This is a genomic window from Streptomyces sp. NPDC027962 (assembly GCF_055566095.1).
On the sequence record NZ_JBVHTA010000007.1, the window covers coordinates 128,257 to 154,926 of the forward strand.

General features: G+C 71.5%; 24 protein-coding genes. 8 read left to right on the top strand and 16 right to left on the bottom strand.

The window, feature by feature from the left end; translation table 11 throughout:
- Positions 1-2: 2 nt before the first annotated feature.
- From ACZ4SA_RS09285 to ACZ4SA_RS09345, 13 genes are all read right to left on the bottom strand, one after another.
- On the bottom strand, positions 3-659 hold the full coding sequence (locus tag ACZ4SA_RS09285; protein WP_468271503.1) for a phosphorylase family protein: 657 nt from the start codon (positions 657-659) through the stop codon (positions 3-5).
- A complete protein-coding gene (shc, locus tag ACZ4SA_RS09290; RefSeq protein WP_468271506.1) occupies positions 659-2,683 on the bottom strand; it encodes a squalene--hopene cyclase in 2,025 nt (674 codons plus the stop codon). The genes ACZ4SA_RS09285 and shc overlap by 1 nt, the downstream gene beginning before the upstream one ends.
- 135 nt (positions 2,684-2,818) lie before the next feature.
- The gene (locus ACZ4SA_RS09295) at positions 2,819-3,937 is read right to left on the bottom strand and encodes a polyprenyl synthetase family protein (protein WP_468271508.1); all 1,119 of its coding nucleotides are present in this window, start codon (positions 3,935-3,937) and stop codon (positions 2,819-2,821) included.
- A complete protein-coding gene (gene hpnE, locus ACZ4SA_RS09300; protein WP_468271511.1) occupies positions 3,934-5,322 on the bottom strand; it encodes a hydroxysqualene dehydroxylase HpnE in 1,389 nt (462 codons plus the stop codon). The genes ACZ4SA_RS09295 and hpnE overlap by 4 nt, the downstream gene beginning before the upstream one ends.
- Before the next feature lie 427 nt (positions 5,323-5,749).
- On the bottom strand, positions 5,750-6,700 hold the full coding sequence (gene hpnD / locus ACZ4SA_RS09305) for a presqualene diphosphate synthase HpnD (RefSeq protein WP_468271514.1): 951 nt from the start codon (positions 6,698-6,700) through the stop codon (positions 5,750-5,752).
- Positions 6,697-7,617 carry a squalene synthase HpnC gene (gene hpnC / locus ACZ4SA_RS09310; protein ID WP_468271517.1) on the bottom strand — a complete coding sequence of 307 codons (921 nt, stop codon included), beginning with the start codon at positions 7,615-7,617 and terminating at the stop codon, positions 6,697-6,699. Before hpnC ends, hpnD begins: the two co-directional genes overlap by 4 nt.
- 442 nt (positions 7,618-8,059) lie before the next feature.
- Entirely contained in the window at positions 8,060-8,866 is an 807-nt protein-coding gene (locus ACZ4SA_RS09315; RefSeq protein ID WP_468271519.1) for an ABC transporter ATP-binding protein, read from the bottom strand.
- Complete coding sequence (locus tag ACZ4SA_RS09320; RefSeq protein ID WP_468271522.1) at positions 8,859-9,788, bottom strand: ABC transporter permease; 930 nt, start codon at positions 9,786-9,788, stop codon at positions 8,859-8,861. The genes ACZ4SA_RS09315 and ACZ4SA_RS09320 overlap by 8 nt, the downstream gene beginning before the upstream one ends.
- A gap of 89 nt (positions 9,789-9,877) precedes the next feature.
- Positions 9,878-10,762, bottom strand: coding sequence for a glycosyltransferase family 2 protein (locus ACZ4SA_RS09325; protein WP_468271524.1), 885 nt, complete (start codon positions 10,760-10,762; stop codon positions 9,878-9,880).
- Positions 10,759-11,538, bottom strand: a complete 780-nt coding sequence (locus ACZ4SA_RS09330) for a CDP-alcohol phosphatidyltransferase family protein (protein ID WP_468271528.1) — start codon at positions 11,536-11,538, stop codon at positions 10,759-10,761. Before ACZ4SA_RS09330 ends, ACZ4SA_RS09325 begins: the two co-directional genes overlap by 4 nt.
- Complete coding sequence (locus ACZ4SA_RS09335) at positions 11,516-12,577, bottom strand: iron-containing alcohol dehydrogenase family protein (protein ID WP_468271531.1); 1,062 nt, start codon at positions 12,575-12,577, stop codon at positions 11,516-11,518. The genes ACZ4SA_RS09330 and ACZ4SA_RS09335 overlap by 23 nt, the downstream gene beginning before the upstream one ends.
- Entirely contained in the window at positions 12,565-13,302 is a 738-nt protein-coding gene (locus ACZ4SA_RS09340; RefSeq protein WP_468271533.1) for a phosphocholine cytidylyltransferase family protein, read from the bottom strand. The genes ACZ4SA_RS09335 and ACZ4SA_RS09340 overlap by 13 nt, the downstream gene beginning before the upstream one ends.
- The gene (locus ACZ4SA_RS09345; RefSeq protein ID WP_468271853.1) at positions 13,299-15,113 is read right to left on the bottom strand and encodes a DUF5941 domain-containing protein; all 1,815 of its coding nucleotides are present in this window, start codon (positions 15,111-15,113) and stop codon (positions 13,299-13,301) included. The genes ACZ4SA_RS09340 and ACZ4SA_RS09345 overlap by 4 nt, the downstream gene beginning before the upstream one ends.
- Before the next feature lie 258 nt (positions 15,114-15,371).
- On the opposite strand from ACZ4SA_RS09345, the gene galE reads away from it, so the two are divergent.
- The 4 genes from galE to idi all read left to right on the top strand — a co-directional run bounded on the left by galE (position 15,372) and on the right by idi (position 19,727).
- Positions 15,372-16,355: a UDP-glucose 4-epimerase GalE gene (gene galE, locus ACZ4SA_RS09350; protein ID WP_468271536.1), complete on the top strand. Its 984-nt coding sequence runs from the start codon at positions 15,372-15,374 to the stop codon at positions 16,353-16,355.
- A 143-nt stretch (positions 16,356-16,498) separates the two neighbouring features.
- Positions 16,499-17,440 carry a cation diffusion facilitator family transporter gene (locus ACZ4SA_RS09355; RefSeq protein WP_468271539.1) on the top strand — a complete coding sequence of 314 codons (942 nt, stop codon included), beginning with the start codon at positions 16,499-16,501 and terminating at the stop codon, positions 17,438-17,440.
- Positions 17,441-17,718: 278 nt separating this feature from the next.
- The gene (locus ACZ4SA_RS09360) at positions 17,719-18,966 is read left to right on the top strand and encodes a bifunctional class I SAM-dependent methyltransferase/N-acetyltransferase (RefSeq protein ID WP_468271542.1); all 1,248 of its coding nucleotides are present in this window, start codon (positions 17,719-17,721) and stop codon (positions 18,964-18,966) included.
- A gap of 167 nt (positions 18,967-19,133) precedes the next feature.
- Complete coding sequence (gene idi / locus ACZ4SA_RS09365; RefSeq protein WP_468271545.1) at positions 19,134-19,727, top strand: isopentenyl-diphosphate Delta-isomerase; 594 nt, start codon at positions 19,134-19,136, stop codon at positions 19,725-19,727.
- A gap of 23 nt (positions 19,728-19,750) precedes the next feature.
- On the opposite strand, the gene ACZ4SA_RS09370 is transcribed toward idi, so the two are convergent.
- Positions 19,751-20,227 (bottom strand): ATP-binding protein, encoded by a 477-nt coding sequence (locus ACZ4SA_RS09370; RefSeq protein ID WP_468271548.1) that lies wholly within the window; start codon positions 20,225-20,227, stop codon positions 19,751-19,753.
- A gap of 328 nt (positions 20,228-20,555) precedes the next feature.
- Here ACZ4SA_RS09370 and ACZ4SA_RS09375 point away from each other — a divergent pair, with 328 nt between their 5' ends.
- On the top strand, positions 20,556-21,347 hold the full coding sequence (locus ACZ4SA_RS09375; RefSeq protein WP_468271551.1) for an enoyl-CoA hydratase/isomerase family protein: 792 nt from the start codon (positions 20,556-20,558) through the stop codon (positions 21,345-21,347).
- On the opposite strand, the gene ACZ4SA_RS09380 is transcribed toward ACZ4SA_RS09375, so the two are convergent.
- Positions 21,340-21,975 carry a DJ-1/PfpI family protein gene (locus ACZ4SA_RS09380; RefSeq protein WP_468271553.1) on the bottom strand — a complete coding sequence of 212 codons (636 nt, stop codon included), beginning with the start codon at positions 21,973-21,975 and terminating at the stop codon, positions 21,340-21,342. The genes ACZ4SA_RS09375 and ACZ4SA_RS09380 overlap by 8 nt on opposite strands.
- Before the next feature lie 23 nt (positions 21,976-21,998).
- Positions 21,999-22,967, bottom strand: a complete 969-nt coding sequence (locus ACZ4SA_RS09385; RefSeq protein ID WP_468271556.1) for a GlxA family transcriptional regulator — start codon at positions 22,965-22,967, stop codon at positions 21,999-22,001.
- A gap of 123 nt (positions 22,968-23,090) precedes the next feature.
- Here ACZ4SA_RS09385 and ACZ4SA_RS09390 point away from each other — a divergent pair, with 123 nt between their 5' ends.
- The 3 genes from ACZ4SA_RS09390 to ACZ4SA_RS09400 all read left to right on the top strand — a co-directional run bounded on the left by ACZ4SA_RS09390 (position 23,091) and on the right by ACZ4SA_RS09400 (position 26,652).
- Positions 23,091-23,954 (top strand): SCO6745 family protein, encoded by an 864-nt coding sequence (locus ACZ4SA_RS09390; protein WP_468271559.1) that lies wholly within the window; start codon positions 23,091-23,093, stop codon positions 23,952-23,954.
- An 88-nt stretch (positions 23,955-24,042) separates the two neighbouring features.
- Positions 24,043-24,174: an LPFR motif small protein gene (locus ACZ4SA_RS09395; RefSeq protein ID WP_468271562.1), complete on the top strand. Its 132-nt coding sequence runs from the start codon at positions 24,043-24,045 to the stop codon at positions 24,172-24,174.
- Positions 24,175-24,267: 93 nt separating this feature from the next.
- Entirely contained in the window at positions 24,268-26,652 is a 2,385-nt protein-coding gene (locus ACZ4SA_RS09400; protein ID WP_468271565.1) for a Tex family protein, read from the top strand.
- The last annotated feature ends 18 nt before the right edge of the window (positions 26,653-26,670 follow it).

The following is a 26,670-nucleotide window of genomic DNA, read 5'->3' on the forward strand; positions in this document are numbered from 1 at the left end:
GCTCACCTCCTGGGGAGCAGCAAAGAACGGTGCCATTCGAGAAAAGCGGGCGTTACGGCACGAAGAACGCGGAAGGCTGATATTCCACCGCGAAATGTTCCAATACGAACCAGTTCATGCTCCGGTGCGTCCACGACCACCCGGACGGCCGCAACCGGACGCGGCCCGGCCCGAAGCGCACTGCCTACCGTGGCCGCGGACTCCATGTCCCCGGCGATCACTCCCGTGGCCAGCAGGTCGGCACGTTCATGGCCGCGTACGACATGGTCCAGGCCGGTCAGCGGCCCGGTGTGCACCGTGCGTCCTGGTACGGCCCTTGCCACGGCCCGCACCAGGACGCCCGTGTTGCTGCAGACGGTGGACATGCCGCCGAGCCGGGTCTCCTCCGCGACCACCAGGTCCCCCGGGTGCATGCCGGGGGCGAACCCGGCGCAGAAGCCCGAGGCGACGACCGCCGCGTCCCGCAGCGGCCCGGCCGTGCATGCGTCGCGCACGGCGCGCCCGGCGTTGACCGGCCCCATGCCCGTGCGCAGGACGGTCACGTCGCCGCAGGTTCCGCCGCGGTCGCCGGCGCGCAGGGCGAACTTCTCGATGCCGAGCGCACAGGCGATCAGCAGCGGCACGACTGAGCCGGCCGGCGGCTCTTGTGAGTCGCCCATCAGCCCCCCTCGCGGGCGCCCGCACGGTCGGCGAACGGTACGCCGTGCACATAGCGGCCGAGCGCGGTGAGGGGGAAGACCTGCCGGTAGAGGTGGTAGTTGATGGAGAAGTCCCAGGGGAATCCGGTGCCGGTGAAGTACGGCTCGTCCCAGGAGCCGTCCGGCCGCTGCGTCCGCGCGAGCCAGCCGACGCCCCGCTCGGCCGCCTTGCTCTCCCGCTCCCCCGCCGCCAGCAGGGCGAGCAGCGCCCAGCCGGTCTGCGAGGCCGTGGACGCGCCACGGCCGATCGACCTCTCCTCCCGGTAGGACCGCAGGTCCTCGCCCCAGCCGCCGTCCTCGTTCTGGACGGACTCCAGCCAGGCGACGGCCCGCCGGATCGCCGGGTGGGAGGCGGGGAGCCCGGCGGCGGTCAGGGCCGGCACCACGGCGCCCGTCCCGTAGACGTAGTTGACGCCCCAGCGGCCGAACCAGGCACCGTTCGGCTCCTGCTCCGCGAGCAGCCAGTGGATTCCCCGCCGGGTGCGCGGGTCGTGAGCCAAGCCCTCGAGGGCGAGCATCTCGACGACGTGCGCGGTGACGTCGGCCGACGGCGGGTCGATGACCTCGCCGAAGTCGCAGAACGGCAGCCGGTTGGGGAACCGGCTGGTGTTGTCCGCGTCGAACGCCCCCCAGGCGCCGTTGCGGGACTGCATGCCGAGGCTCCAGCGGGCACCGCGGGCGACGGCCGCATCCACACGCTCCGGGTCGGGGTGCTTGACCCGCCGGAGGGCGAGCACGACCTCTGCCGTGTCGTCGATGTCCGGGTAGTTGTCGTTGTGGAACTCGAACGCCCAGCCGCCGGGGACCAGTTGCGGCCTGCGCACGGACCAGTCGCCCGGCCGCACGATCTGCTCGCTCAGCATCCAGTCGGCGGCCTTCACCAGCGCGGGGTGGTCGGCGGGCAGATTGGCGTCCGCGAGGGCGATGGTGGCCAGGCAGGTGTCCCAGACCGGGGACTGACACGCCTCGATCATCCGTACGGGAAGGCCGTCCTCCGCGTGCCAGACGGCGAAGCGGTCGAGGGACTCGAGCCCTGCCCGCATGACGGGGTGCTCGAGGTCGTACCCCATCAGATGCAGGGCGATCACCGAGTACACGGCGGGCGGCTGGATGCCGCCCCAGCAGCCGTCGTTCTCCTGCCGCTCGATGATCCAGCGGGCGGCGGCGTTCGTCGCCGCACGACGCAGCCTGCGGGGGGCGACCTTGTGGTAGAGGTGCAGTGCCTTGTCGGCGCGCTGGAAGAAGCCGTCCCAGCTGGCCGCGGGGGCGAGCCGCCGCTGCGGGTTGGGCATCGCCGGGTCGGTGTGGAGCTCCTCCAGGGCGAACGGCGCGGGGCGTACGGGCCGCTTCGCGGAGACGACGGTGAGCGGCACGATGGTCTGCCGCGCCCAGCAGCCGAAGTCGTAGATGTTCAGCGGGAACCACTTCGGCAGGAAGACCAGCTCGGGCGGGAGTTCCGGCAGGTCGTCCCACCTCCACCAGCCGAACAGGGCCAGCCAGATCCGGGTGAAGACACGGCTCGCGGCGATGCCGCCCCGGCTGCGCACCCACGAGGCGGCGCGCTGCATGTGCGGGTCGTCCGGCCGGTCTCCGGCCAGTCGGAGGGCGACATAGGCCTCGACGGTGGTGGACAGTTCGCCCGGTCCGCCGTGGAAGGTCGTCCAGGTGCCGTCGTCGCGCTGCTGCCCGCGGATGAAGCGGGCGGAGGCCTCGACGGTCTTCGCGTCCTGGATGCCGAGGAACTGCCGCAGCAGCAGGTCCTCCGCGTCCATCGTCACATTGGTCTCGAGGTCGCCCTTCCACCAGCCCTGGGCGTCCTGCCGCGCGAGCAGGTGCTCAACGGCCCGTTCGGCGGCCCTCGCAGCCGCCCCCCGTGCGTCTGTGCCCGCAGCGGTGGTCCTGGCGGCGGTGGTCGAGCTCGTGTCGCCGGCAGCTGCGGCGCCGGCCCGCACGGGCCCGCTGCTTCCGTCGGTCGTCGCTGTCATGGCTTCCCCTTCGTGGCAGTGGTCTCTGCTGAGCTGGGGTCTGACGTCGGCCGGTGACGGGTGAGTCACCGGCCGGCGACGCGCTTCATATGGTGCGGCTGTTGCTCCGGGTGGTCCTGGCGATGCTGATGGGGATCATCTCTTTCGTACGACGACGAAGTCCGCGAGCGCGACGAGCTGCGCACGGACCCGTTCCGGCATGTCGACGGCGCTGAGGGCCCCGATCGCGACGGCGTGCTGGCGACGGGCCTCCTGGGAGGTCCACTCGCGGCCGCCGGCCTCCTCGATCAGAGCCGCCCGGGTGGCGAACTCCTCCTCGGAGAAGCTGTCGACGTCGTTGCTCTTGGCGTCGGCGGCGAGCAGAGCGCCGAGCCGCTCCGAGGCCGGCCCGCCTGCGGCCAGCGCCGCGACGACCGGCAGGGACTTCTTGCGCTGGCGCAGGTCGCTCCAGGTCTGCTTGCCCGTGGCATCCGGGTCGCCCCAGATGCCGAGCAGGTCGTCGACGGCCTGGAAGGCGAGGCCGAGGTGGTAGCCGTACGCCTCGAGCGCGTCGGCAGTCCTGTCGTCGGCGCCGCCGAGCACCGCGCCGATGGAGACGGCGCACGCCAGCAGCGCGCCGGTCTTGTTGCCCTCCATCTCGAGGCACTCCTCGACGGTGACCCGCTCGCGGTGCTCGTAGGAGATGTCCTGTGCCTGGCCGTCGATCAGCTTCCGGGTGGCGGTCGTCAGCCGGCGGGTCGCCCGCCCGGCCTCCACCGTGCCGATCTCCAGCAGCACCTCGTTCGCCAGTGCGAACAGCGCGTCGCCGACGAGGATCGCCTGCGCGGGGCCGTGCACCTTCCAGACCGTGTCGCGGTGGCGGCGCTGCTCGTCGCCGTCCATCAAATCGTCGTGCAGGAGCGAGAAGTTGTGCACCAGCTCGACGGCGACCGCCCCCGGGATGCCGATCTCCGGTGCGGCGCCCGCCGCCTCCGCCGACAGCAGCGCGAGCGCCGGGCGGACGGCCTTGCCGCCATCGCCCTCTGACGGCTGTCCCTGTGCGTCGATCCACCCGAAGTGATAGGCGGCGACGGTGTCCATGGGCGGCGCGAGCCGCTCCACGGCGGCGCGCAGCACCGGCGTGGACATGGTGCGTCCGCGCTCCAGCAGCGCGGAGACGTCGATGTTCTCCGGGCTCTGTGCGGTGTCGTCAGCCGGGTACGCCGAGTGCACTGTCGGCACGCTTTCTCCTCTGGTTCCAGTACTGGTGCTCACGCCGCCTCCTTGAGCGGATGTTCATGGCGGCGGCCGAGCGCGAGGAGCGCAGCACCAGCGGCACTGAACCCGCTGCGCACGGCGCCCTCCATGGTCGCGGGCCAGCCGGTGGCAGTCCACGCGCCAGCAAGGTACAGGCCGGGGGCACGTGTGTGCGCATCCGGGCGCAGGCGGCCGACGCCGGGGGCCGGCGCGAACGTCGCTGTCCGCTCCCGGGTGACGAAGAAATCTCGCACCCCGGCCCCGCGCGCGGCGGGCAACAGCCGTACCAGCTCGGGCAGATAGCGGCTTCGCAGGGCGGCGACAGGCTCGTCGATCTCGTCCTGCGCGGCCGACTGCGAGAGAGCCAGATACTGGCCGTCCTTCAGCCCGGACGCCTCCGTGCGGTCGAAGACCCACTGGACCGGCGTGCCGAGCGCGGCGAAGAACGGGCGGCGCAACACCTTGCGGTCGTACACGACATGGACGTTGAGGATCGGCGCAGTGCCGATGTCGAGGAGCCGGTCACGGTCCGCCAGTGCGCTGTCCGGGAGCAAGGCGTGGGCCTCGCGCTGCGGGACGGCGAGTACGACGGTGTCGGCGTCGAGCTGCTCGCCGTCCGCCTCGACCTGCCAGCGGCCGTCAGCCGACCGGCTGATCTCCCGTACCCGGGTGGACAGTTCGGTGCGCACCCCCGCCCCGTCGAGGGTCTTGCGGGCGAGCGTGTCGTGCAGTTCGCCGAGGGGAACATGGGCCCAGCCGATGTCGGCGGCCCCCGGCTCGGAGAGCAGCCCGGTCTTGAAGACCATCGCCGCCAGGCCCATGGACGCCTGCGCGGCCCTGGCGTTGAGCGTCGCCACACCGACGAGGTCCCACAGCGCGGCGACGGCCCGCCGGGACTGGCCGTGGCGGCCGAGCCAGGTGGCGAAGTCGATGCCGTCCAGCGCCGGGTCGGCGGGGTCGAGCCGCTTGAGCGCGAGCGCGGCGCGGGCGACGCCGGCCCGCTCCGCGAGGGAAAGGTGCGGATAGCCGGCCAGGCTCGCCGCGAGGTGCAGCGGCACGGGCAGCGCGGTGCGCCGCAGCCGGCCGAGGCGCGGCCCGCCCTGGGCGGCGACATCGAGCACGGGGACGTCCAGGCGGTCCTGGACCGGAGCGAGACGGGCGCCGTTGATGCGGTCGAGGAACCAGCGGTAGGCGGTGCAGCACCGCAGGTACACGTGCTGGCCGTTGTCGACGGTGAGGTCGCCGCGACGGAACGAGAAGGCAAGCCCGCCGAGCCGAGGACGGCTCTCGAGCAGGGTGACCCGCACCCCGGCGTCGGCGAGCTGGAGTGCCGCCGTGACCCCGGCGAGGCCGCCGCCGATCACGACGGCGTGCCGGGAGCGGGTGATGTCGTCGTCCGTCATGCGCTCGCCTCCCTCACGCGGACGGCCGGCGTCCCGCCCTGCGGCCGCGACGCGGCGGCCGCCGCCATGCCCTCGCGGCGGCGGTCACACCGACACGACACCGCAGACCCGGGCCCGGGCCACGGCGGGGCAGCCGCCATCGGGCCCTGCCGGCAGCGGCCATGGCGACGCGACACCGCAAACCCGGCCCCGAAACGCGCCCCGGACACGACAGTCGGGGACGCGGCGAAGGTCGGCCGGGTGGCCCTTGGAGGGTGGGCGGCGGGCGCGTGCGCCGCCCACCGGCGCAGGCCGGCTCCGGGCCCGGGCCGCGCCCCGGCCATCACTGTCAGGGCCGGGGCGGAAGCCCGCCGGGTGGCCCTTCGAGGGTGGGCGGCGGGCGCGTGCGGGAAGGCCCGGCAGCCGGCCGGCAGGTGGGTCGTGGGCGTCATCGGCGACCCCCGTGGGTCTGGCGGACGATGTGGCGGGCGTCCAGGCCGGACAGGCCACGGACGGCGACGTATGCCTTCTCCCGCCCCGGCAGGGAGACGCGCCGGCGCAGCACGGCCTCGGGGTCGCGCTCGATGCGGTCGAGCAGGCGGCGGTAGATGCCTGCCATCGCGGCGACGCACGCGCCGCTGCGCCGGTCGAGCATGGGCAGCAGGCGGTAGCCCTCGGCGAACAGGGCACGGGCGCGGCGTGCTTCGAAGTGGACGAGGCCCGCGAAGTCGGAGCCGGGCGGCGGTTCGATGCTGTGGAAGCCGTCGGAGCAGCCGAACTTGGCAAGGTCGTCCGCGGGCAGGTAGGTACGGCCGTTGGCCGCGTCCTCCCGAACGTCCCTGAGGATGTTGGTCAGTTGCAGGGCAAGGCCCAGCGTGTCGGCGTACTCGAAGGCGCGGTCGGCGCCGCGCGCGCCTGGCTGGGTGCCGAACACGCCGAGCGAGAGACGCCCGATCGCACCCGCCACGCACCGGCAGTACACCTTGAGGTCGTCCCACGTCTCGTAGCTCTCGCCCCGGACGTCCATCAGCACGCCGTCGATGAGCTCGTCGAGGCCGCCGAGCGGGAGGGGGAAGCGGCGTGCGGCGTCCGAAAGGGCGACGGCGACGGGGTCGGTGTCGTCCTCGTCGACGGCGCCCTTCCTGATGCGCTCCAGCAGCTCGCGCATGCCCTCGAGCCGGTCGCGCTTGGCCTCGGGCTTCAGCGTGCCGTCGCCGATGTCGTCGACGCGCCGGGAGAACGCGTACAGCGCCGACATGGCCTGGCGCTTCTCCGGCGGCAGCAGCCTGATGCCGTAGGCGAAGTTGCGGGCCTGCTGTCCGGTGACGGCCTCGCAATAGCTGTACGCGGCCTGCACCGGCGCGGGCACCTGGATCGGTCCCTCCATCGTCCGGCTCATCCCTCTCTACGCGCTTCTCGCAAGACTGCTCCCACGTGACGCAGCAGGTTCGCCTTGGTGGCTCTGGGCGGCCCGGGCAGCACATCATGTCCGGCCGAGGCGATCGCGGCGAGGGCGGCACGCCCACCGGCGACGAAACCCGCGAGCAGCAGCCGCAGCCGGCCGTCGACGCTGCCGACGAGGGGTGTGCCCTCGTCCAGCAGCGCACGGGCGCGCCATGCCTCGAAGGCGATCAGCGCACGCACCGACGCGTTGGCGGTCGGCGCGGCGAGGTCGGATTCGGCCACGTGGAAACGTTTCATGTCCTGTGCGGGCAGATAGACGCGGTCGCGCGCCAGGTCCTCGACGACGTCCTGGAGGTGCTCCACGATCTGGAGGGCCGTGCACACGGCGTCCGAGCGGCGCACGCGTTCGGGACTGGCGGTGCCGGTGATGCCGAGAACCAGCCTGCCGACGGGGTTCGCGGACAGCTCGCAGTAGGCGAGGAGATCGTCGTACGTCTCGTAGCGGCGGACGAGCTGGTCCTGCCGGTTGGCGGCGATCAGGCCGAGGAACGGCCCGGGAGTGAGCGAACCGCGGCGGACCGTGGGCCGCAGGGCGCGCAGCAGCGGATGGCGGGGGGCGTCGCCCGCCTCGTCGAAGACGCGGCCGAGGTCGGTCTCGAACGCGTCGAGCACGGCGAGCCGGTCGTCGGCCTGGTCGGGGCCGACGCCGAGGTGGCCGGTGTCCGCGCCGCCGGGTGCGAGATCGCCGTCGCCGATGTCGTCGACGAGGCGGGCGTATCCATAGACGGCCATGAGGTCGTTGCGCCAGGCGCGGGGCAGGAAGAAGGGGGCGACGGGGAAGTTCTCGTCGGCGGCCTTGTCGAGGGTGGCGCGGGCGGGGACCCGCGCGCGCGTCTGCGGGGTGCCCGTCACTGCGCGCTGCCCGACGCGGGGAGCCGCTCGCTGTCCGACGCGGGGACGGCGGGAGAGTGGCGGAGCTGGAGATTTCCCGTCATGGCCGTCACGTCTCCCGTTCTACACTGCCGACCCAATACATCTGATTTCGGACACGCCGCCGCATACTGCGCCGTACATCCGCCGCCCGGCGGTGCCGGGCTCGGCCGGTCGGCCGACGGCTTTTAACCCCACTTGCCGCGTTTCGGTACCGGTACAGCTTACGTTGTACATCGCCCCAAGGCGCCGTCGGGTGCCGCACCCATCGCAACAACGCCGCTTTCCGGTCCAACCTTCCGGCAGCGTAGGCAAGTTGACGCTGCTTCACGGTGCGGCGCGCCGTACCGGGCGTCGGCACGACGCGGCCCCCGCCGGTCGAATCGACGGGGGCCTGCGAGACGCCCTGCGAACGGAACCGGGGCTACTTGCCGGTCTCCTTCTCGTACGCCTTGATCACCTCGTCGGTGGGGCCGTCCATCAGCAGCTCCCCCTTCTCCAGCCACAGCACACGGTCACAGGTGTCCCTGATCGACTTGTTGCTGTGGCTGACCAGGAACACCGTGCCTGCCTCCTTGCGGAGCTCCCTGATCCGCTCCTCGGAGCGGATCTGGAAGCGGCGGTCACCGGTGGCGAGCGCCTCGTCGATCATCAGTACGTCGTGATCCTTGGCCGCGGCGATCGAGAAGCGGAGCCTGGCCGCCATGCCGGAGGAATAGGTGCGCATCGGCAGGGTGATGAAGTCGCCCTTCTCGTTGATTCCGGAGAAGTCGACGATCCCCTGGTAGCGCTCGCGGATCTCCTCGCGCGTCATGCCCATGGCCAGGCCGCCGAGTATGACGTTGCGCTCGCCGGTGAGGTCGTTCATCAGCGCGGCGTTGACACCGAGCAGCGAGGGCTGACCGTCGGTGTAGACCTTGCCGCTCTCAGTCGGCAGCAGACCGGCGATGGCGCGCAGCAGGGTCGACTTGCCCGAGCCGTTGGTGCCGATGAGGCCGATGGCCTCGCCGCGGTAGGCGGTGAAGGAGACGCCGCGCACGGCGTGGACCTTGCGCACACCGCGGGACTCGCCCTTGTCGCGGCGGAGGATCCGGCTGAGCGCGGCCGTCGCGCTGCCCTTGCCGCCGCCGCCCGCGTTGACCCGGTAGACGATGTGCACGTCGTCGGCGATTACCGTGGGGATGCGCGCCTTGGCGATGTCCACGCGGTGCTCGTTGTTTTCATCAGCCACGGCCGTACCGCTCCTCAGCCTTCCAGAAGTACACGAAGCCCGCGAAGCCGATCAGGGCCGCCCAGCCCAGGCCTGCGGCCCACACGTGCGAGGGCAGGTTCTCGGAGCCGTAGCCGTCGATCAGCGCGAACCGGATGAGGTCCATGTAGATGGCCGCCGGGTTGTACATGAGCACGTCCGCGATCCAGGCCGGCTTGTCGGCGAGCATCACCGGGATGGAGAACATCACGCCCGACGCGTAGAGCCAGGTGCGCATGATGAACGGCATCAGCTGCGCGAGGTCGGGGGTCTTCGCACCCAGCCTGGCCATGATCATGGCCAGGCCGGTGTTGAACACGAACTGCAGGACGAGGGCCGGCAGCACCAGCAGCCAGGACAGCGAGGGGTAGCTGCCGAAGCCCACCACGATCGCCAGCAGCACGACCATGGAGAACAGCAGTTGCTGGAGCTGCTGCAGAGCGAACGAGATCGGCAGCGAGGCCCGGGGGAAGTGCAGTGCGCGCACCAGCCCCAGGTTGCCCGAGATCGCCCGCACGCCCGCCATCACGGAGCTCTGTGTGAAGGTGAACGCGAACACACCCGTCACCAGGAACGGGATGTAGATGTTCATCGGCATGCCCCTGCTGGCCTGCAGGATCACCCCGAAGATCAGCAGGTAGACGACCGCGTTGAGCAGCGGCGTCGCCACCTGCCAGAGCTGGCCGAGCTTCGCCTGGCTGTACTGGGCCGTCAGCTTGGCCTGCGAGAAGGCCAGGATGAAGTGGCGCCGTCCCCACAGCTGCCTGACGTACGAGACCAGGCCCGGTCGGGCGCCGCTCACCGACAAGCCGTACTTGGCGGCGAGCTGCGCCGGAGACAGGCCGTGGTCGGGCGATGGTGCGGGGCTCATCGCGATGGCACCGTCATGGGTTGTGTCACTCACAAGTTGAAACTTTCGTGTTCAAGATGCGCGGCAATTCGGGGCGCGGCCGTCCGCGGCCTGTCGCCCAGATGCTCTCAGAACCGAGCTTGTCAGATGACAGGAGGTCGGCCCAGCCTGGTGAGTCGCCACACAGTACGCCACTTCATCGGACGGCGCGGGCCGCAGGGCGTCCGCCATCCTTCCATGAAGCCGCCGAACCAGGCCTTGAGCGCCGGCAGCGAAGGGCGTCGCACAAGAGTGAGCAGCACCCACACCCCGACGTAGACCGGCACCAGCGGCGCGGGCAGATTGCGACGGGCGACCCACACCCGGTTACGGGCCACCATCCGGTGGTAGACCGCGTGCCGGGACGGGGGCATCGTCGGGTGGAGCAGCACCATGTCGGCGCGGTAGTCGATCGACCAGCCGGCATCCAGGGCACGCCAGGCGAGGTCGGTCTCCTCGTGGGCGTAGAAGAACTCGTCGGGCAGGCCGCCGACCTGTCCGAGGACGTCCGTGCGGACGGCGTTGGCGCCGCCGAGGAAGGTCGTGACCCGCGAGGAGCGCATCGGGTCGGAGGCACGCAGCCGCGGCACGTGGCGGCGCTGGGTCAACCCGGTCTCCGGGTCGGCGATACGGAAGCTGACGATGCCCAGCCCGGGGTCGGCGTCGAAGGCCTCGCGGATCAGCTGCGCGGTGTCGGCATTGGGCAGCAGTCCGTCGTCGTCGAGGAAGAGCAGCACGTCGACGTCGCGGCCGCCGGGCCCGAAGGCCTCGATGCCGACGTTGCGGCCGCCCGGGATGCCCAGGTTCTCGGGCAGATCCACGGTGCGCACGCCCTCGGGCGCGTCGATGACGGGCGCGCCGTTGCCGACGACGACCACCTCGATCCGGTCGCCGTCCTGCTTGGCGACCGAGTCGAGGAGGGCCCGCAGCTCGTCGGGCCTGGTGCCCATCGTGATGACGACGGCGCCCAGCTTCAGGGGAGCGGTCATTTCAGCCTGCTCGACGCGAGGACGGACACCAGGTGCAGCAGTGTCTGGAGCAGCGCGATACCGGCCAGCACGGCGACACCGAGGCGGGTGAAGAACAGGTCGCCGCGTGCCTCGTCCAGGACGGCCAGCACCAGGATGAGCAGGGACGCCTCGATGCCGAGGACCAGCCGGTGGAACTTCAGCGCGGCGGCGGCCCGGCGGGCGAGCGCCATGCCGGACGAGCGCGGCTCGGCCGCCGCCTCCTTGACCGGCGGCAGTCCGCCCTGGTGACGGGCGACGCCGACCAGGTCGGTCTCGGCCTTGATCAGGATCGCGCCGAGCGCGGCCAGGGTGCCGAGGAAGGCCCACAGCCAGTCGATCCGGCCGCTGCCCCACAGGTCGGCGGCGCGCAGGCCGAAGCCGACGAGGACAGCCGCGTCGCACAGATAGGCGCCGACCCGGTCCAGGTACACACCGGAGAGCGAGAACTGCTGCTTCCAGCGGGCCACCTCGCCGTCGACGCAGTCGAGCAGCAGATAGAGCTGGACGGCCGCCACACCGAGGACGGCCCCCCATATACCCGGCACCAGCAGGGCGGGAGCGGCCAGAACACCGGCGAGAGTCATCACGTAGGTCAGCTGGTTCGGCGTGACCTTGGTGGTGACCAGGAGGCGGGTGATACGCAGTGAGATCTCGCGCATGTACAGGCGGCCGCCCCAGTGCTCACCGCTGCGCCGGTCCTTCACACCCGCGGGGTGAACGACCGGGCGGAGTTCAGCTACTGATGGTCTTGGCATAGTCGGCGTACGCGTCCCTGATCTGGTCGTTGGTGAGGGCGAGGTGCTCGAGGACGGTGAAACGGCCCGGGCGGGTCTGCGGCGCGTACTCGACAGCGCGCACGAACTCGTCCGGTGAGAAGCCGATCTCCTCGGGCAGCACGGGCAGACCGTGCCGGCGCAGCACCTCGGCGAACAGGCCCGAGTCCTCGGTCGCTCCGCGCAGGTGCATCGCGAACGCCGCCCCGAGGCCGACCTGCTCGCCGTGGCTGGCGGCCCGCTTGGGGTACAGCAGGTCGAAGGCGTGGCTGATCTCGTGGCAGGCGCCCGAGGACGGCCGGGAGTCGCCGCTGATGGACATGGCGATCCCGGAGAGCACCAGCGCCTGCGCGAGGACGGTGAGGAACTCGTCGTCGCCGACGCCACCGGGGTGGCGCAGCACGGACTCGCCGGCGGTGCGGGCCATGGCGGCGGCCAGCCCGTCGACGTTCTCCCCGTTGATCTGGTGCGAGAGCTCCCAGTCGGCGATGGCCGAGATGTTGGAGATCGCGTCGCCGATGCCGGAGCGGACGAAACGCACGGGGGCGTCGCGCACCACGTCGAGGTCGATGACCATGGCGATGGGCGAGGGGACGCCGTAGGAACCGCGGCCGTTGTCGTTGTCCAGGATGGAGATCGGCGAGCACAGGCCGTCGTGCGCGAGGTTGGTCGCGACGGCGGCGAGCGGCAGGCCCACCCGGGCGGCGGCGTACTTCGCCACGTCGATGATCTTGCCGCCGCCGAGGCCGACGACCGCGTCGTACCGGTTGCCCTTTATGTCGTCGGCGAGTTTGACGGCGGAGTCGATGGTGCCGTCGCACACCTCGTACCAGTCGGCACCGGGCAGCGCGGGCGCGAGCTTCTCGCGAAGCTTCTGGCCGGAGCCGCCGCTGATCGCGAAGGCGAGCTTGCCGGACGCGGAGATCCGCTGGTCGGCGAGGATGCCGGCCAGGTCGTCCAGGGCTCCCGCCCGGATGTCGACGACAACCGGGGACGGGATCAGCCGGGTCAGTACTGGCACGCGATCTCACGGCCCTTCGCGAGGTCGTCGTGGTTGTCGATCTCGACCCAGCTGACGTCGCCGATGGGGGCGACGTCGACCCGGAAGCCGCGGTTGACGAGCTCCTGGTAGCCGTCCTCGTAGTAGAGGTCGGGGTCGCGCTCGAAGGTGGCCTTGAGGGCGTCGGCGAGGTCGGCGGCCGCGTCGGGCTCGATGAGGGTGACGCCGATGTACTCGCCGGTGGCGGAGGCGGGGTCCATCAGCTTGGTGATGCGCTGGACACCCTTGTTGCCCTCGGTGATCACCTTCATCTCCTCGTCGGCGAGGTTCTTCACCGTGTCGAGGGCGAGGATGATCTTCTGGCCGTTGCCGCGGGCGGCGAGCAGGGTCTTCTCGACGGAGACCGGGTGCACGGTGTCGCCGTTGGCGAGGATGACGCCCTCGGCGATGACGTCACGGGCGCACCACAGGGAGTAGGCGTTGTTCCACTCCTCGGCCTTGTCGTTGTCGACGAGGGTGAGCTTCAGACCGTACTTCGCCTCGAGCGCCGCCTTGCGCTCGTACACGGCCTCCTTGCGGTAGCCGACGACGATCGCGGCCTCGGTGAGCCCGATCTCAGCGAAGTTGCCCAGCGTCAGGTCGAGAACCGTGATGCCGCCGTCGACGGGCACGAGGGCCTTGGGAAGCGTGTCGGTGTAGGGGCGCAGACGCCGTCCGGCACCGGCTGCCAATACGAGGCCGATCATGCTGGTTCTCCTTCGTCATGTACGGCGGGTGCCTGCGAGGACACCCAGAAGCGGATGCTCTCGACGAGCACCACGAGCGCCACGGCCGCGGCAAGGGACGCCGACGCGAGGGTGAAGTCCGTGCCGGTGAGCAGGAAGGCGAGCAGCGCGACTGCCAGGACCCGCCCCTCGTGCCCGCCGATCGTGCGCACCAGCCAGTGCGGGGGCGCGCCCGTGCCACCGCGGATGCGGTAGACCGTGTCGTAGTGATGGTAGGCGACGGCGGACACCAGGCAGAAAGCTGCCGGTAGCGCACCGTTCACCTCCGCGTGAGCGGCGAGGACCAGGATCGTGCAGTACTCGGCTGCCCGGAAAACGGGGGGAACGAGCCAGTCGAGGGCACCCTTGAGGGGGCGGGCGACGGCAACGCCCGAGGTGAGCGCGTACACCACGGCCGCGACGACGGTCCAGATGCTGCCGAAGTCGGTGAGGGCCGCGGTCGCCACCAGTGCGGCACCGCCGATGACCGCCACGACGAGCGGTATCGGACCGGGCAGAGTGCGTACGCCCTTGGCGGCGAGGCGCGAGGCGGTCTCCGCGAGCGGTCCGGAGTCGGCGAGGTCGGCCAGCGCCCGGGCGGCTCGGTCGGTGCGGTGCGCCTTGCGGGTCAGCGAACGCAGCACACGGCCGGCGGTGGTGTAGCAGGCGGCGAGCGAACAGCCGATCAGCAGCGCGTAGAAGACGATGCGCGGTGTGGTCACGGCGGTGAGCACGGCGATCATCGCCCAGCGCTCGCCGATCGGCAGCACTATCATCCGGCGCAGCCAGACCGTCCAGCCGACGCTGTCGAGCTTGCTGGACAGAGCGGCCGTAGGGCTCGTGTTGGCGGTCGCGTCGTGGTTCGCCTCGGTGAACGAGAAGTCGACGACGTGACGGCAGGTCTGCAGCACCATCGCGCCGAGCGCGAGCGCCCACACGTCGTCGCCGCCGCGTGCCGCCCCGAGGGCGAGGCCCGCGTAGTAGGCGTACTCCTTGGCGCGGTCGAAGGTGGCGTCCAGCCAGGCGCCCATCGTCGAGTACTGCAGCGAGTAGCGGGCGAGCTGCCCGTCCGTGCAGTCCAGGACGAAGGAGAAGAGCAGCAGCAGGCCCGCGGCGACGAATCCGACGCGGGTGCCGGTGGCCGCGCAGCCGGCCGCCATCAGCGCGGTGAGCAGGGACGCGGTGGTGACCTGGTTCGGGGTCAGTCCGCGCCGGGCGCACCAGCGGGCGAGATAGCGGGAGTACGGGCTGATGCAGAACGTCGTGAAGAACCCGTCGTGGGCCTTGACGGCGGAGCGCAGCCGTACGGCCTCGTCGTCGACCGCCTCGACGGCGGCGCGCGCCCGGTGGCGCTCCTCGGCCTCCGAGGGCACGGCGGCGACCAGCGAGCCGAGCTCGGGGCGGTGCACGGGCACGCCCTCGGACTCGAGCTCCGCGGCGACACTGTCGACGACTCCGTCACCGGCGACGGCGCCCGCTCCGGCGGGCACCGTGGCGGAGACGGCGTGCACGGCGCCGGTCAGCGCCGCTCGGCCGGCCTGCTGAGCGCTGAGCGCCCCGGTGACGGCGGTGGTGGGGAAACGCGGATCGGTGAGTGCCAGTCGCAGAGTGTGGACGTGACCCACGAACCGGGGATCGATCAGGGCGACCCGTTCGGCACCGGGGACTGCCGCGATCAGTGCGGCGGTGTGCTCGGGGCCGTTCGCGACCCGCACGTCGAAGCCCAGCGACCGCAGATCGCCCTCGAGCGACGATCCGGGTACCGGCGGACCGGTGAGGATGGCGGTCGACAGACGAACTCACTCCTTGGAGCTGACGGTGCTGGTGCACGGCGGCTCGGCCCGGTGCACGGGCGGCGGCACGTCGGCAGAGGCTATCGGATGAACGGAAGCGGGAGTTCACCGGCCGTTTACGCCCTGGCGGCCCGCCGAGATCATCATCGTCGATCAGCGCCCGCCCTCCAAACCGTCGAGCGAGGGACCCGGGGGAGCTGTGGCCGGACCGCCCGGAACCGGACGGAGCGCCGAGGAGCACCCCATAGGGTGGCCGTCATGACTTGGCTGATCACAGGTGGGGCGGGATACATCGGGGCGCATGTGGCGCACGCCATGGCGGCGGCCGGTGAACGGGTCGTCGTGCTCGACGACCTGTCCTCGGGGATCCCCGAGCGGCTGCCCGCCGGCGTTCCGCTGGTGCGCGGGTCGGTGCTCGACCGCGACGTGGTGGAACGCACACTCGCCGACCACGCCGTCACCGGTGTCGTCCATCTCGCGGCGAAGAAGCAGGTCGGCGAGTCCGTCGAGCAGCCGCTGATGTACTACCGGGAGAACGTGCACGGTCTGACGGTGCTGCTGGAGGCGGTGGTCTCGGCCGGTGTGCGACGGTTCCTCTTCTCCTCGTCGGCCGCTGTCTACGGGGTGCCCGAGACGGATCTCATCTCCGAGTCGGTGGTCTGCGAGCCGATCAACCCGTACGGGGAGACAAAGCTCACGGGCGAGTGGCTGGTCCGGGCGGCCGGGCGGGCGCACGGCCTGTCGACGGCGTGCCTTCGTTACTTCAATGTCGCCGGTGCGGCCGCCCCCGAGCTGGCTGACACCGGGGTGTTCAACATCATCCCGATGTTCTTCGACCGGATCACGCACGGCGAGGCGCCGCGGATCTTCGGTGCGGACTACCCGACACCTGACGGGACCTGTATCCGCGACTACATTCATGTCGCCGATCTCGCGGACGCCCATCTCACGGTGGCGCGCCGGCTGGCCGGCGCCGAGGAGCCCGGCGACCTCACCGTGAACATCGGCCGCGGCGTCGGTGTCTCGGTGCGCGAGCTCGCCGATCTGGTGGGCGAGATCACCGGGCGGCGGCTGGAGCCGGTGGTCGGGCCGCGCCGGTCCGGCGACGCCGCCAAAGCGGTCGCCTCGGTCGAACTGATCACCAAGGAGCTGGGCTGGTCGGCGTCGCACGGGGTGGACGAGATGGTCGCCTCGGCCTGGGAGGGCTGGCTCGCCAGGCATCCGGAAGCCGCCGCCCGCTGATCGTCGCGACGCTCTGACCTGCGACCATTTCCGCAGGTCAGAGCATATGACAACGGTGTTCAACGTCGTGTTGCCGGATACCCCCCACCCGTAGTTGACTTGGGGCTCGACCGAGCATGCGCAGCAGACGGAAGGGCACCGACATGGGGGCTGGGCACGACCACGGGCATACGCACGGCGGGCCGCCGCCGACGGGTACTGCGGCCGCGGCCTACAAGGGACGGCTGCGCATCGCGCTCTCCATCACCCTCGGCGTGATGGTGCTGGAGATCGTCGGGGGCGTGCTGTCGGACTCGCTCGCCCTCATCGCCGATGCCGCCCACATGGCGACGGACGCGGTGGGACTCGGGCTGGCTCTGCTGGCGATCCATTTCGCCAACCGGCCGTCCGGGCAGAACCGCACGTTCGGGTTCGCCCGTGCCGAGATCCTCGCGGCGCTCGCCAACTGTCTTCTTCTGCTGGGGGTCGGCGGTTTCCTGCTCTTCGAGGCGGTGGAGCGTTTCATCGAACCGGCGCAGACCCGGGGCGGTCTGACCGTCGTCTTCGCGCTGACCGGCCTGGCGGCCAACATGGTCTCGCTCACGCTTCTGATGCGCGGCCAGAAGGAGAGCCTCAACGTCCGGGGCGCGTATCTGGAGGTGCTGGCGGACGCGCTCGGATCCGTGACCGTGCTGGTGTCCGCGGGGATCATCCTCGCGACGGGCTGGCAGTACGCCGACCCGATCGCGTCGCTGGTGATCGGCCTGATGATCGTTCCGCGTACGGTGCGGCTGCTGCGGGAGACGCTGAACGTGCTGCTGGAGGCTGCTCCGAAGGGCGTCGACATGGGTGAGGTGCGCGCCCACATACTGGCCCTGCCCGGCGTGGAGGACGTCCACGACCTGCATGCGTGGACGATCACCTCAGGGATGCCGGTGCTCTCCGCGCATGTGGTGGTGAGCCAGGACGCACTGGACTCGGTGGGCCACGAGAAGATGCTGCACGACCTCCAGGGCTGCCTCGGTGCGCACTTCGACGTGGAGCACTGCACCTTCCAGCTGGAGCCCCTCGGTCACGCGGAGCACGAGGCGAAGCTCTGCCACTGACCAACTGCCACTGGCCAACTGCCGCTGACCAACTGCCGCTGGCCAACTGCCGCTGAGCGACCGCTGTCGAGCGGCGTGGCTGCTAGGGTTCCGCAGGGACATTCACGTCCCCACGCCCTTGAGAGGAGCTGAGGTTGATGACCGTCGCAGCGGAGGCTGCCCCGCGCAGCGCCCGGTCCTTCCTCATTCTCCGGGTTTCCGTCCGACCCTGATCCGGTCCGGTCCCACCGATCCGACCGCCCTCGTCGGCCGGAGCCCCGTACACAAGGGTTCCCACGTTGTCCGACAACGACTTGCACAACGCCTTCTTCGCCCTGCACCACGGTCTTCCCCGGCAGGGTCCTGGTTCCGACGACACCTCGCTGCGGCTTCTCGCCCTGGCAGGGCCGCTGCCCGCGCGTCCGCGGGTGCTCGACCTGGGCTGCGGCCCGGGCCGCGGCGCCCTGCTGCTGGCCTCGCGGGCCGGCGCCGACGTGACCGCGGTCGATCTGCACGAGCCGTTCCTCGAGGAGCTGCGGCACAAGGCCGCAGCCCGCGGGCTCGCTGACGCGATCCGTACGGTCAACGCCGACATGGGCGAACTCCCCTTCCCCGACGGCTCGTTCGATGTCGTCTGGGCGGAGAGTTCCGCCTACGGCATCGGTTTCGACACCGCCCTCGCGAAGTGGCGGCGGCTGCTCGCCCCCGGCGGCAGCCTGGTCCTGACCGAGTGCGAGTGGACGGCCGAGAACCCCCCGGCCGACGCGCGCGCCTTCTGGGACCAGCACTACACGCTGCGTACGACCGCCGGGAACTGCTCGGCGGCCGTCGTGGCCGGCTACACCGTTCTCGGGCTGTACCGGCAGCCCGAGAGCGACTGGGACGAGTACTACGGTCCGCTGGGCGAGCGGGCCGATGCCGCGGACCCGGCAACCCCCGGCATGGCGGAGGCCCTTGCCGCCACCCGCGAGGAGATCGCCATGCGCCGGGAGCACGGCTCGGAGTTCTGCTGTACCGGATACGTCCTGCGTCCGGCCGACGCGCGCTGGCACACCCGGCCGGAGACGGCGGCCGACATCCCGGCCGTCCGGGCCGTCAACGCCGCCGCGTTCCCCACTCCGGCGGAGTCCGCTCTCGTGGACAGGCTCCGGCTCGACGGCGAGGCGTGGCTGCCGGGGCTGTCGTACGTCGCGGAGGCGGCGGACGGGTCGGTGGCCGCCTACGCGTTGCTGACGCGGTGCCGGATCGGTGACTCTCCCGCGCTGGCTCTGGCCCCGGTGGCGGTCTCCCCCGGGCACCAGCGCCGGGGCGCGGGCCAGGCCGTCGTCCGTGCGGTGCTCGATGCCGCGCGGGCGCGGGGCGAGGCGCCGGTCGTCGTCCTCGGGCATCCGGAGTACTACCCGAGGTTCGGGTTCGAGGTCGCCTCGGCGTACGGGATCAGGACGTCTTTCGAGGTACCGGAAGAGGCCCTGATGGTGACGGCGCTGGACGGCTCCCGGGCCGTGCCGCGGGGCACGGTCCGCTATCCGGCGGCCTTCGGCGTCTGACGGACCTGTCGGCCGTGTCCGCTCCGCCGCGTTCCGACGCGGCGGAGCGGACATGCCAGGCTCCGGCCGAAGTGCCGACAAGCCGCTTTTGTACGGCAGACTGAGCGGGGCCCAGGGACCTTCCTCCGGGAGGGCGGCCGGGCCGAGAACCGATGCGAAGGACGGTTATGCCGATCACACCAGCCACCGCGGCGACCAGTTCGTCGAACGGAACATCACCGGAGATCCTGCTCGAGCTGGTCGACGAGGAGGGCAACACCATCGGCACGGCCGAGAAGCTCTCCGCCCACCAGGCGCCCGGGCAGCTGCACCGCGCCTTCTCGGTGTTCCTCTTCGACGAGCAGGGGCGGCTGCTGCTGCAGCGCCGGGCGCTCGGCAAGTACCACTCCCCCGGTGTCTGGTCGAACACCTGCTGCGGACACCCGTACCCGGGCGAGGCGCCGTTCGCGGCGGCCGCTCGTCGTACGCACGAGGAGCTGGGGGTCTCGCCCTCGCTGCTCGCCGAGGCCGGCACGGTCCGCTACAACCACCCGGACCCGGAGTCGGGGCTGGTCGAGCAGGAGTACAACCATCTCTTCGTCGGGATGGTGCAGTCCCCGCTGCGACCGGACCCCGAGGAGATCGGCGAGACGGCCTTCGTGACCCCCGACGAACTGGCGAAGATGCACCGAGATGCGCCGTTCTCCGCGTGGTTCATGACGGTGCTCGACGCCGCCCGCCCCGCGGTCAGGGAGCTGACGGGGCCGGCCGGCGGCTGGTAGCGCGTTCTGCGGCGGCGCGGCACCTACACGGTCGTCGCGCCGCCTGCGTACTGGGAGACCAGCGGCAGCTCGACCCAGATGATCTTGCCGCCGCTCGCCGTGTGCTCCACGTCGCAGGTCCCCCCGGCCTCCCGGGTGATCTCACGGACCAGCATCAGCCCGCGCCCGCCGGTCTGCGCGGAGTCGGTCTCCAGCGCCTTGGGCCGGTAGGGGTGGTTGTCCTCCACGGAGACACGCACCCAGTGCGTGCCGATGGCCACCTCGACCGCGACCTCCGGCGAGAGCAGCGCGGCGTGCCGCACCGTGTTGGTGACCAGCTCGGAGACGATCAGCAGCAGACCCTGCACGACGTCGGCGGCGACGGGCACGCCCTGGCGGGCGAGCAGGTCACGCACCGCGTGCCTGGCCTGCGGGACGGACACGTCGAGGGCGGGGGCGGTGAACCGCCAGACACCCTCGTACGACAGCGGCCGCGCAGGCACGCTCCCGCGGCTCTCCATAGTCCGGCACCCACCTTCGGCTCGTCCCACTGGCGCTGGAGTAACCAAGTGTTGGTAGTCAGTTGGTCCGTGCCGTACCACTGAACGGAAGTGATCGTCTATCGACGCTTTTTGGCCGGATGCGTATGACAGGGTCAGTTGTGTGACTGGTCGGAAGCTCCTTCTGCCCGCTTCTCCGGACCGATCGTTTCAGCACTCTTATCGGCGCCTCCTATCGGCGTCTTCTCCCTGCTCGGTGGCGGTGCCGACGACCCGCCGGCCGCCGGCGCCGGTCGCGATCACGCCCTTCCCGATCTTGGGGTCCGGCCTGCCCGATAGCATCCGGCACATGGAGTCCCCCGAGCCCCACCGGCCGCAGTTGCTGCACACCGTCGCGGACGGTGTCGCCACCGTCGTGATCAGCAACCCCGCCAAGCGCAACGCCATGACTGCCGACATGTGGCGCGCGCTGCCGGAGCTGCTCGAGGAGCCGGCCGCCGACCCCGCCGTACGGGCACTGGTGCTGACCGGTGCGGGCGAGACCTTCTGCGCGGGCGCGGACATCTCCTCACTGCGTGCACCCGGCGAGGACCCGCAGGCGCTGGCCATGCGCGCGGAGGAGGCGCTCGCCGCGTTCCCCAAACCGACACTCGCCGTCGTGCGCGGCTACTGCGTGGGCGGCGGCTGCCAGCTCGCCGCCGCCTGCGATCTGCGCTTCGCGGAGCACGACGCCCTGTTCGGCGTGACACCTGCGAAGCTCGGGATCGTCTATCCGGCGGGCTCGACGCGCCGACTGGCCTCGCTGGTGGGGCCGGCGGCGGCCAAGTACCTGCTGTACTCGGGCGAGTTGATCGACACCGAGCGGGCGCTGCGCACCGGTCTGGTCGACGAGGTGCTGCCGGAGGACAAGCTGGGCCCGCGGGCCGCGGAGTTCACCAGGATCCTGGTGTCGCGCTCGCAGCTGACGCAGTGCGCGGCCAAGGAGTTCACCGCCGGCCGCACCGATCGTGAGGCGCACTGGGCGGAGCAGGCGCGCGGCAGCGACGACACCGCGGAGGGGGTCGCCGCCTTCCTGGAGCGGCGTGCGCCGCGCTTCACATGGGCGCCGGGTGCAACCGGGCATGCCCCGGGGGCTAGCTGAGCATGAAGCGGCTCTCGGCACGGAACTTCTCGACCAGGTGCGCCGGGGCCTTGGCGGGCGAGCCCGCGTCGTAGGGCGGCTGCGGGTCGTACTCCGTCATCACCTGCACGGCCTGGGCGTACTCGTCGCCGGCCAGCCTGCCGACCAGGGTGAGCCCCATGTCGATGCCGGACGAGACGCCGGCCGCCGTGACGTACTTGCCGTCGGTCACGACACGCCGGCCGGTCGCCTTCGCACCCAGCCGCTCCAGGTCTTCCAGGGCGAGCCAGTGCGACGTCGCCTCGCGTCCCTCCAGCAGGCCGGCCGCGCCCAGCAGCAGCGAGCCGGTGCACACCGAGGTGGTCCAGGTGCTGGCCGCGTCCACGGAACGGAGCCACCCGAGGAGCGCCTCGTTCTCCATCTGGTCGTTCTGGCCGGGGCCGCCGGGGACGAGGACGATGTCGGGGCGAGGCACCTCGTCGAAGGATTTGCCGGCGACGAGGGAGAGCTCGTCGCGGTCGTTGCGCACGGGTCCGGGCCGCTCGGCGACGAACACGACCTCCGCGTCGGGCAGGCGGCAGAGCATCTCGTAGGGGCCGACGGCGTCCAAGGACGTGAAACGGTCGAAGAGCAGGATGGCGATCTGCACGGTGATTCCCCTTCTGTGGCTGATCAGTGGGCGGTCTGTGCGGTGCCACGGAAGCGGCGGCGGTACTCCGCGGGCGCCACCCCGAGGGCCTTCACGAACGCGCGCCGCATGGCTTCGCTGGTGCCGTAGCCGCAAGCGCGCGAGATCTTCGTGACGCCGTCCGGGGTGTCCTCCAGGAGCCTTCTGGCGTGCTCGAGCCGTACGCGCTCGACGTAGCGGCCCGGCGTCGCACCCGTCTCCGTGTGGAAGGCACGGGCGAAGTGGCGGGGCGAGAGACCGGCGCGGTCCGCGAGCGCGTCGACGGACAGGTCAGCCTCCGGGTGCTGGGTGACCCAGTGCTGCACCTCGCGCAGCGGTTCCCGCCGTGCGGTCTGGGCGGCGAGCTGAGCGCTGAACTGGGCCTGGTTGCCGGGGCGCCGCAGAAAGACGACCAGGTGGCGGGCGACGGTGAGCGCGACGTCACGGCCCAGGTCCTCCTCGACGAGGGCGAGCGCCAGGTCGATGCCCGCGGTGACGCCCGCGGAGGTCGAGAGCCGGCCGTCCCTGACGAAGATCGGCTCCGGTTGGACGTCGACCTCCGGATAGTTGGCGGCGAGGTGCTCGCAGACCATCCAGTGGGTGGTGGCGCGGCGGCCGTCGAGCAGTCCCGCCCGGGCCAGCAGCAGGGCGCCGGTACAGACGGAGACCAGGCGTCCGGCGCATGGTGCGTTGTCGCGCAGCCAGTCGATCAGACGTGGATCCGGGCAGCGGGTGCCCTCTCCGCCGGGGACAAGAAGCATGTCCGGGGCCGCTGCGTCGGCAAGGCCGGCGTCCGGCACGACGGTGAGGCCGCTGGAGGTCCGCACCGGTCGCCCGTCGAGCGAGGCGGTACGGATCCGGTACGCGGACCGGTCGCCGCTCGCCCGGCCGGCGCCGTCGAACACTTCGACCGGCCCGGTCACGTCGAGGGCCTGCACGTCCTCGAAGAGGACGACCAGCACGGTTCGCGTCATGGACACCATCCTTCGACGGACGGGGCATGTCCGCAATGACGAGGAGCCCACCTTTCCTGCCATCCGCGGTACGGCCGCCGCTCCGCCCTTCCGGCCGTACTAAGCAGTCGCTAACCTGCCGCCATGACCTCTCTGCACCCGCGCGCGGGACGCCGCTGCCACAACGCCCTCAACCCGATGCACTCGACGGTCTACTTCTCGCCCGACTTCACCGCGGAACTGGGCCGCCTCGGCATCGAGGACGCGAGCGCGGCGTACTTCGCGGGACGCGGCGCCGCACTGGGCGCCGTCGGACCGGGCACCGTGACCGCCGCCTTCTACAACTTCAACCACGAGCTGGTCGCCAAGCACCTGCCGGCGGTCTGGGGCACCGCGTCCCCGCAGGACGTGCTCGCGGCGCGGCTGCGTGCCGCCGACACCACGCTGAGGCGGCTGCTCGGCGACGACGTGATCGCGTCCCCGGATCTGGCGGAGGCGGCGGAGCTCGCCCTGCGCGCGACCGAGGCATGCACCCGGCACGCCCGGCCGCTCTACGCGGCCCACGCGGACCTGCCCGTGCCGACGGAGCCGCACCTCGCCTACTGGCACGCGACGACGCTGCTGCGCGAGCACCGCGGGGACGGGCATCTCGCGGCCCTGCTGGCATCCGGCCTCGACCCGCTCGAGGCGCTGGTGAGCCACACCGCGACCGGCAAGGGCATGGCGCCCCGCTGGATCCTCGCCACACGCGGCTGGGGCCGCGCCGACTGGGAGGCGGCACAGGACCGGCTGCGGCACCGCGGACTGCTCGACGCCGAGGGCGAGTTGACCGAGACGGGCACCGCCCTGCGTGCCGAGCTCGAGGACCTCACGGACCGCCTGGACCGAGAGCCGTACGAGCACCTGGGCGCGGCGGGCGTCGAACGGCTCACCGAGCTGGGGCGCGGCTTCCTGGTGACGGCAGCGGTCGCGGGCGCCTTCCCTCCGGACCTGATCGGCAAGGACTGACGCGAAGGGCCGGGTGCGCGGCGACGTTTGGCGGGGCCTGCCGGCGGTTACCCGACTGGTCCCAAGCACCCGACACCGGAGGTCGATTGTGCTCCGCGCGACAGCAGACGTACTTCGTACGGTCGGCTCGGCGATCGCCACCGTGGTGACGCTTCCCTTCCGCCTGCCGGCCCGGCTCTTCGGCGGCGCCTCGCGCAGCGGCCGCACCCGTCGCGCCTGAGGCGCGCGACCGGAGGCACGCGACACGGCACCCGGCCACCCGGCACAATGCACTCTCAAGCACAGCGAGCACGAGAAGGCGAGTCGGGAAACCGTGACGACGTCCATCGAAGGCAGGATCGCCGAGGAGCTCGGCGTACGGGAGCGGCAGGTGAAGGCGGCCGTCGAGCTGCTCGACGGCGGGTCCACCGTGCCGTTCATCGCTCGCTACCGCAAGGAAGCGACCGAGATGCTCGACGACGCGCAGCTGCGCACGCTCGAGGAACGGCTGCGATACCTCCGGGAGCTGGAGGAGCGGCGGACGACGATCCTGGAGTCCGTGCGTGAGCAGGGCAAGCTCACCGAGGCGCTCGAGGCGCAGATCCGGGCCGCCGACACCAAGGCGCGGCTCGAGGACATCTACCTGCCGTTCAAGCCCAAGCGGCGCACCAAGGCTCAGATCGCACGCGAGGCGGGTCTCGAGCCGCTGGCCGAGGGCCTGCTCCGCGACCCATCGGTCGAGCCGCTCGCGGCCGCGGCGGCGTTTGTCGACGCGGACAAGGGCGTCGCGGACGCGGCCGCGGCTCTGGAGGGCGCACGGGCGATCCTGGCGGAGCGTTTCTCCGAGGACGCCGACCTCATCGGCGAACTGCGTGAGCGGATGTGGACGCGGGGCAGGCTGGCTGCGAAGGTCCGTGACGGCAAGGAGGAGGCGGGCGCGAAGTTCGCCGACTACTTCGACTTCTCGGAGGGCTTCACGGAGCTGCCCTCGCACCGGATCCTCGCGATGTTCCGCGGCGAGAAGGAAGAGGTCCTCGACCTCGTGCTCGAGCCCGAGGAGCCGGTCGAGGGCCCTTCGTCGTACGAGGGGATCATCGCTGCCCGCTTCGGGGTGGCCCAGCAGGGGCGGCCCGGCGACAAGTGGCTCGGCGACACCGTCCGCTGGGCGTGGCGGACCCGGATCCTGGTGCACCTCGGCATCGACCTGCGGCTGCGGCTGCGTACGGCCGCGGAGGACGAGGCGGTACGGGTCTTCGCGGCGAACCTGCGGGACCTGCTGCTCGCCGCCCCGGCGGGCACGCGCGCCACTCTCGGTCTCGACCCCGGCTTCCGTACCGGGGTGAAGGTCGCGGTCGTCGACGCGACCGGCAAGGTCGTCGCGACCGACACGGTCTATCCGCACGTGCCCGCGAACAAGTGGGACGAGTCGCTGGCGAAGCTGGCCCGGCTCGCCAAGGAGCACGCGGTCGAGCTGGTCGCCATCGGCAACGGAACGGCCTCCCGCGAGACGGACAAGCTCGCCGGTGACCTCATCACCCGCCACCCGGAACTGGGCCTCACCAAGGTGATGGTCTCGGAGGCGGGCGCGTCCGTGTACTCGGCGTCGGCCTTCGCCTCGCAGGAGCTGCCCGGCCTGGACGTGTCGCTGCGCGGCGCCGTGTCGATCGCACGCCGTCTGCAGGACCCCCTCGCCGAGCTGGTGAAGATCGACCCCAAGTCGATCGGTGTCGGGCAGTACCAGCACGACCTGTCCGAGGTGAAGCTGTCCCGGTCGCTCGACGCGGTCGTCGAGGACTGTGTGAACGGAGTCGGTGTCGACGTCAACACGGCGTCCGCGCCACTGCTTTCACGGGTCTCCGGCATCGGCGCGGGCCTGGCGGAGAACATCGTGGTGCACCGCGACTCCAACGGCCCGTTCCGGTCCCGCAGGGCGCTCAAGGACGTCGCCCGGCTCGGTCCCAAGGCGTACGAGCAGTGCGCGGGCTTCCTGCGCATCCGCGGCGGCGACGACCCGCTGGACGCCTCCAGCGTGCACCCGGAGGCGTATCCGGTGGTGCGGCGGATGGTGAAGACGAGCGGCGGCGAGGTGGCCTCGCTCATCGGCAACACCTCGGTACTGCGGTCACTGCGGCCGGCCGAGTTCGTCGACGAGACCTTCGGTCTGCCGACCGTGACGGACATCCTGCGGGAGCTGGAGAAGCCGGGCCGCGACCCACGGCCCGCGTTCAAGACGGCCACCTTCAAGGAGGGCGTGGAGAAGATCTCCGACCTGGTCTCCGGCATGGTTCTGGAGGGCGTCGTCACGAACGTCGCCGCTTTCGGGGCGTTCGTGGACATCGGTGTCCACCAGGACGGTCTGGTGCACGTGTCCGCGATGTCCAAGACCTTCGTCAAGGACCCGCGTGACGTGGTCAAGCCGGGCGACGTGGTGAAGGTGAAGGTGCTCGACATCGACATTCCGCGCAAGCGGATCTCGCTGACGCTGCGGCTGGACGACGACGCGTCGGCGCAGTCGGCGGACGCGGGAGCGCCCCGCCGCGACCGCGGCGGCCGGCCCCCGCAGCAGCGTCAGGGCGGCGGCGGACGCGAGCGCCGGGGCGGCGGAGGCGGGGCGGGGCGGCAGGCCCCGGCCCGCCAGTCCCCCGCGCCTGCGAACAGCGCGATGGCGGACGCCCTGCGCAAGGCCGGTCTGCTGGACGGCGGCAAGGGCCGCGGCTGACGCGGAGGCAGAGGCGGA

What these genes read in the sequence shown, in the direction of transcription:
- ACZ4SA_RS09285 (WP_468271503.1), bottom strand. Translation starts at nt 659, where the DNA reads ATGGGCGACTCACAAGAGCCGCCGGCCGGCTCAGTCGTGCCGCTGCTG.
- shc (WP_468271506.1), bottom strand. Translation starts at nt 2,683, where the DNA reads ATGACAGCGACGACCGACGGAAGCAGCGGGCCCGTGCGGGCCGGCGCC.
- hpnE (WP_468271511.1), bottom strand. Translation starts at nt 5,322, where the DNA reads ATGACGGACGACGACATCACCCGCTCCCGGCACGCCGTCGTGATCGGC.
- hpnD (WP_468271514.1), bottom strand. Translation starts at nt 6,700, where the DNA reads ATGAGCCGGACGATGGAGGGACCGATCCAGGTGCCCGCGCCGGTGCAG.
- ACZ4SA_RS09325 (WP_468271524.1), bottom strand. Translation starts at nt 10,762, where the DNA reads ATGACCGCTCCCCTGAAGCTGGGCGCCGTCGTCATCACGATGGGCACC.
- ACZ4SA_RS09330 (WP_468271528.1), bottom strand. Translation starts at nt 11,538, where the DNA reads ATGCCAAGACCATCAGTAGCTGAACTCCGCCCGGTCGTTCACCCCGCG.
- ACZ4SA_RS09340 (WP_468271533.1), bottom strand. Translation starts at nt 13,302, where the DNA reads ATGATCGGCCTCGTATTGGCAGCCGGTGCCGGACGGCGTCTGCGCCCC.
- galE (WP_468271536.1), top strand. Translation starts at nt 15,372, where the DNA reads ATGACTTGGCTGATCACAGGTGGGGCGGGATACATCGGGGCGCATGTG.
- ACZ4SA_RS09355 (WP_468271539.1), top strand. Translation starts at nt 16,499, where the DNA reads ATGGGGGCTGGGCACGACCACGGGCATACGCACGGCGGGCCGCCGCCG.
- idi (WP_468271545.1), top strand. Translation starts at nt 19,134, where the DNA reads ATGCCGATCACACCAGCCACCGCGGCGACCAGTTCGTCGAACGGAACA.
- ACZ4SA_RS09370 (WP_468271548.1), bottom strand. Translation starts at nt 20,227, where the DNA reads ATGGAGAGCCGCGGGAGCGTGCCTGCGCGGCCGCTGTCGTACGAGGGT.
- ACZ4SA_RS09375 (WP_468271551.1), top strand. Translation starts at nt 20,556, where the DNA reads ATGGAGTCCCCCGAGCCCCACCGGCCGCAGTTGCTGCACACCGTCGCG.
- ACZ4SA_RS09385 (WP_468271556.1), bottom strand. Translation starts at nt 22,967, where the DNA reads ATGACGCGAACCGTGCTGGTCGTCCTCTTCGAGGACGTGCAGGCCCTC.
- ACZ4SA_RS09390 (WP_468271559.1), top strand. Translation starts at nt 23,091, where the DNA reads ATGACCTCTCTGCACCCGCGCGCGGGACGCCGCTGCCACAACGCCCTC.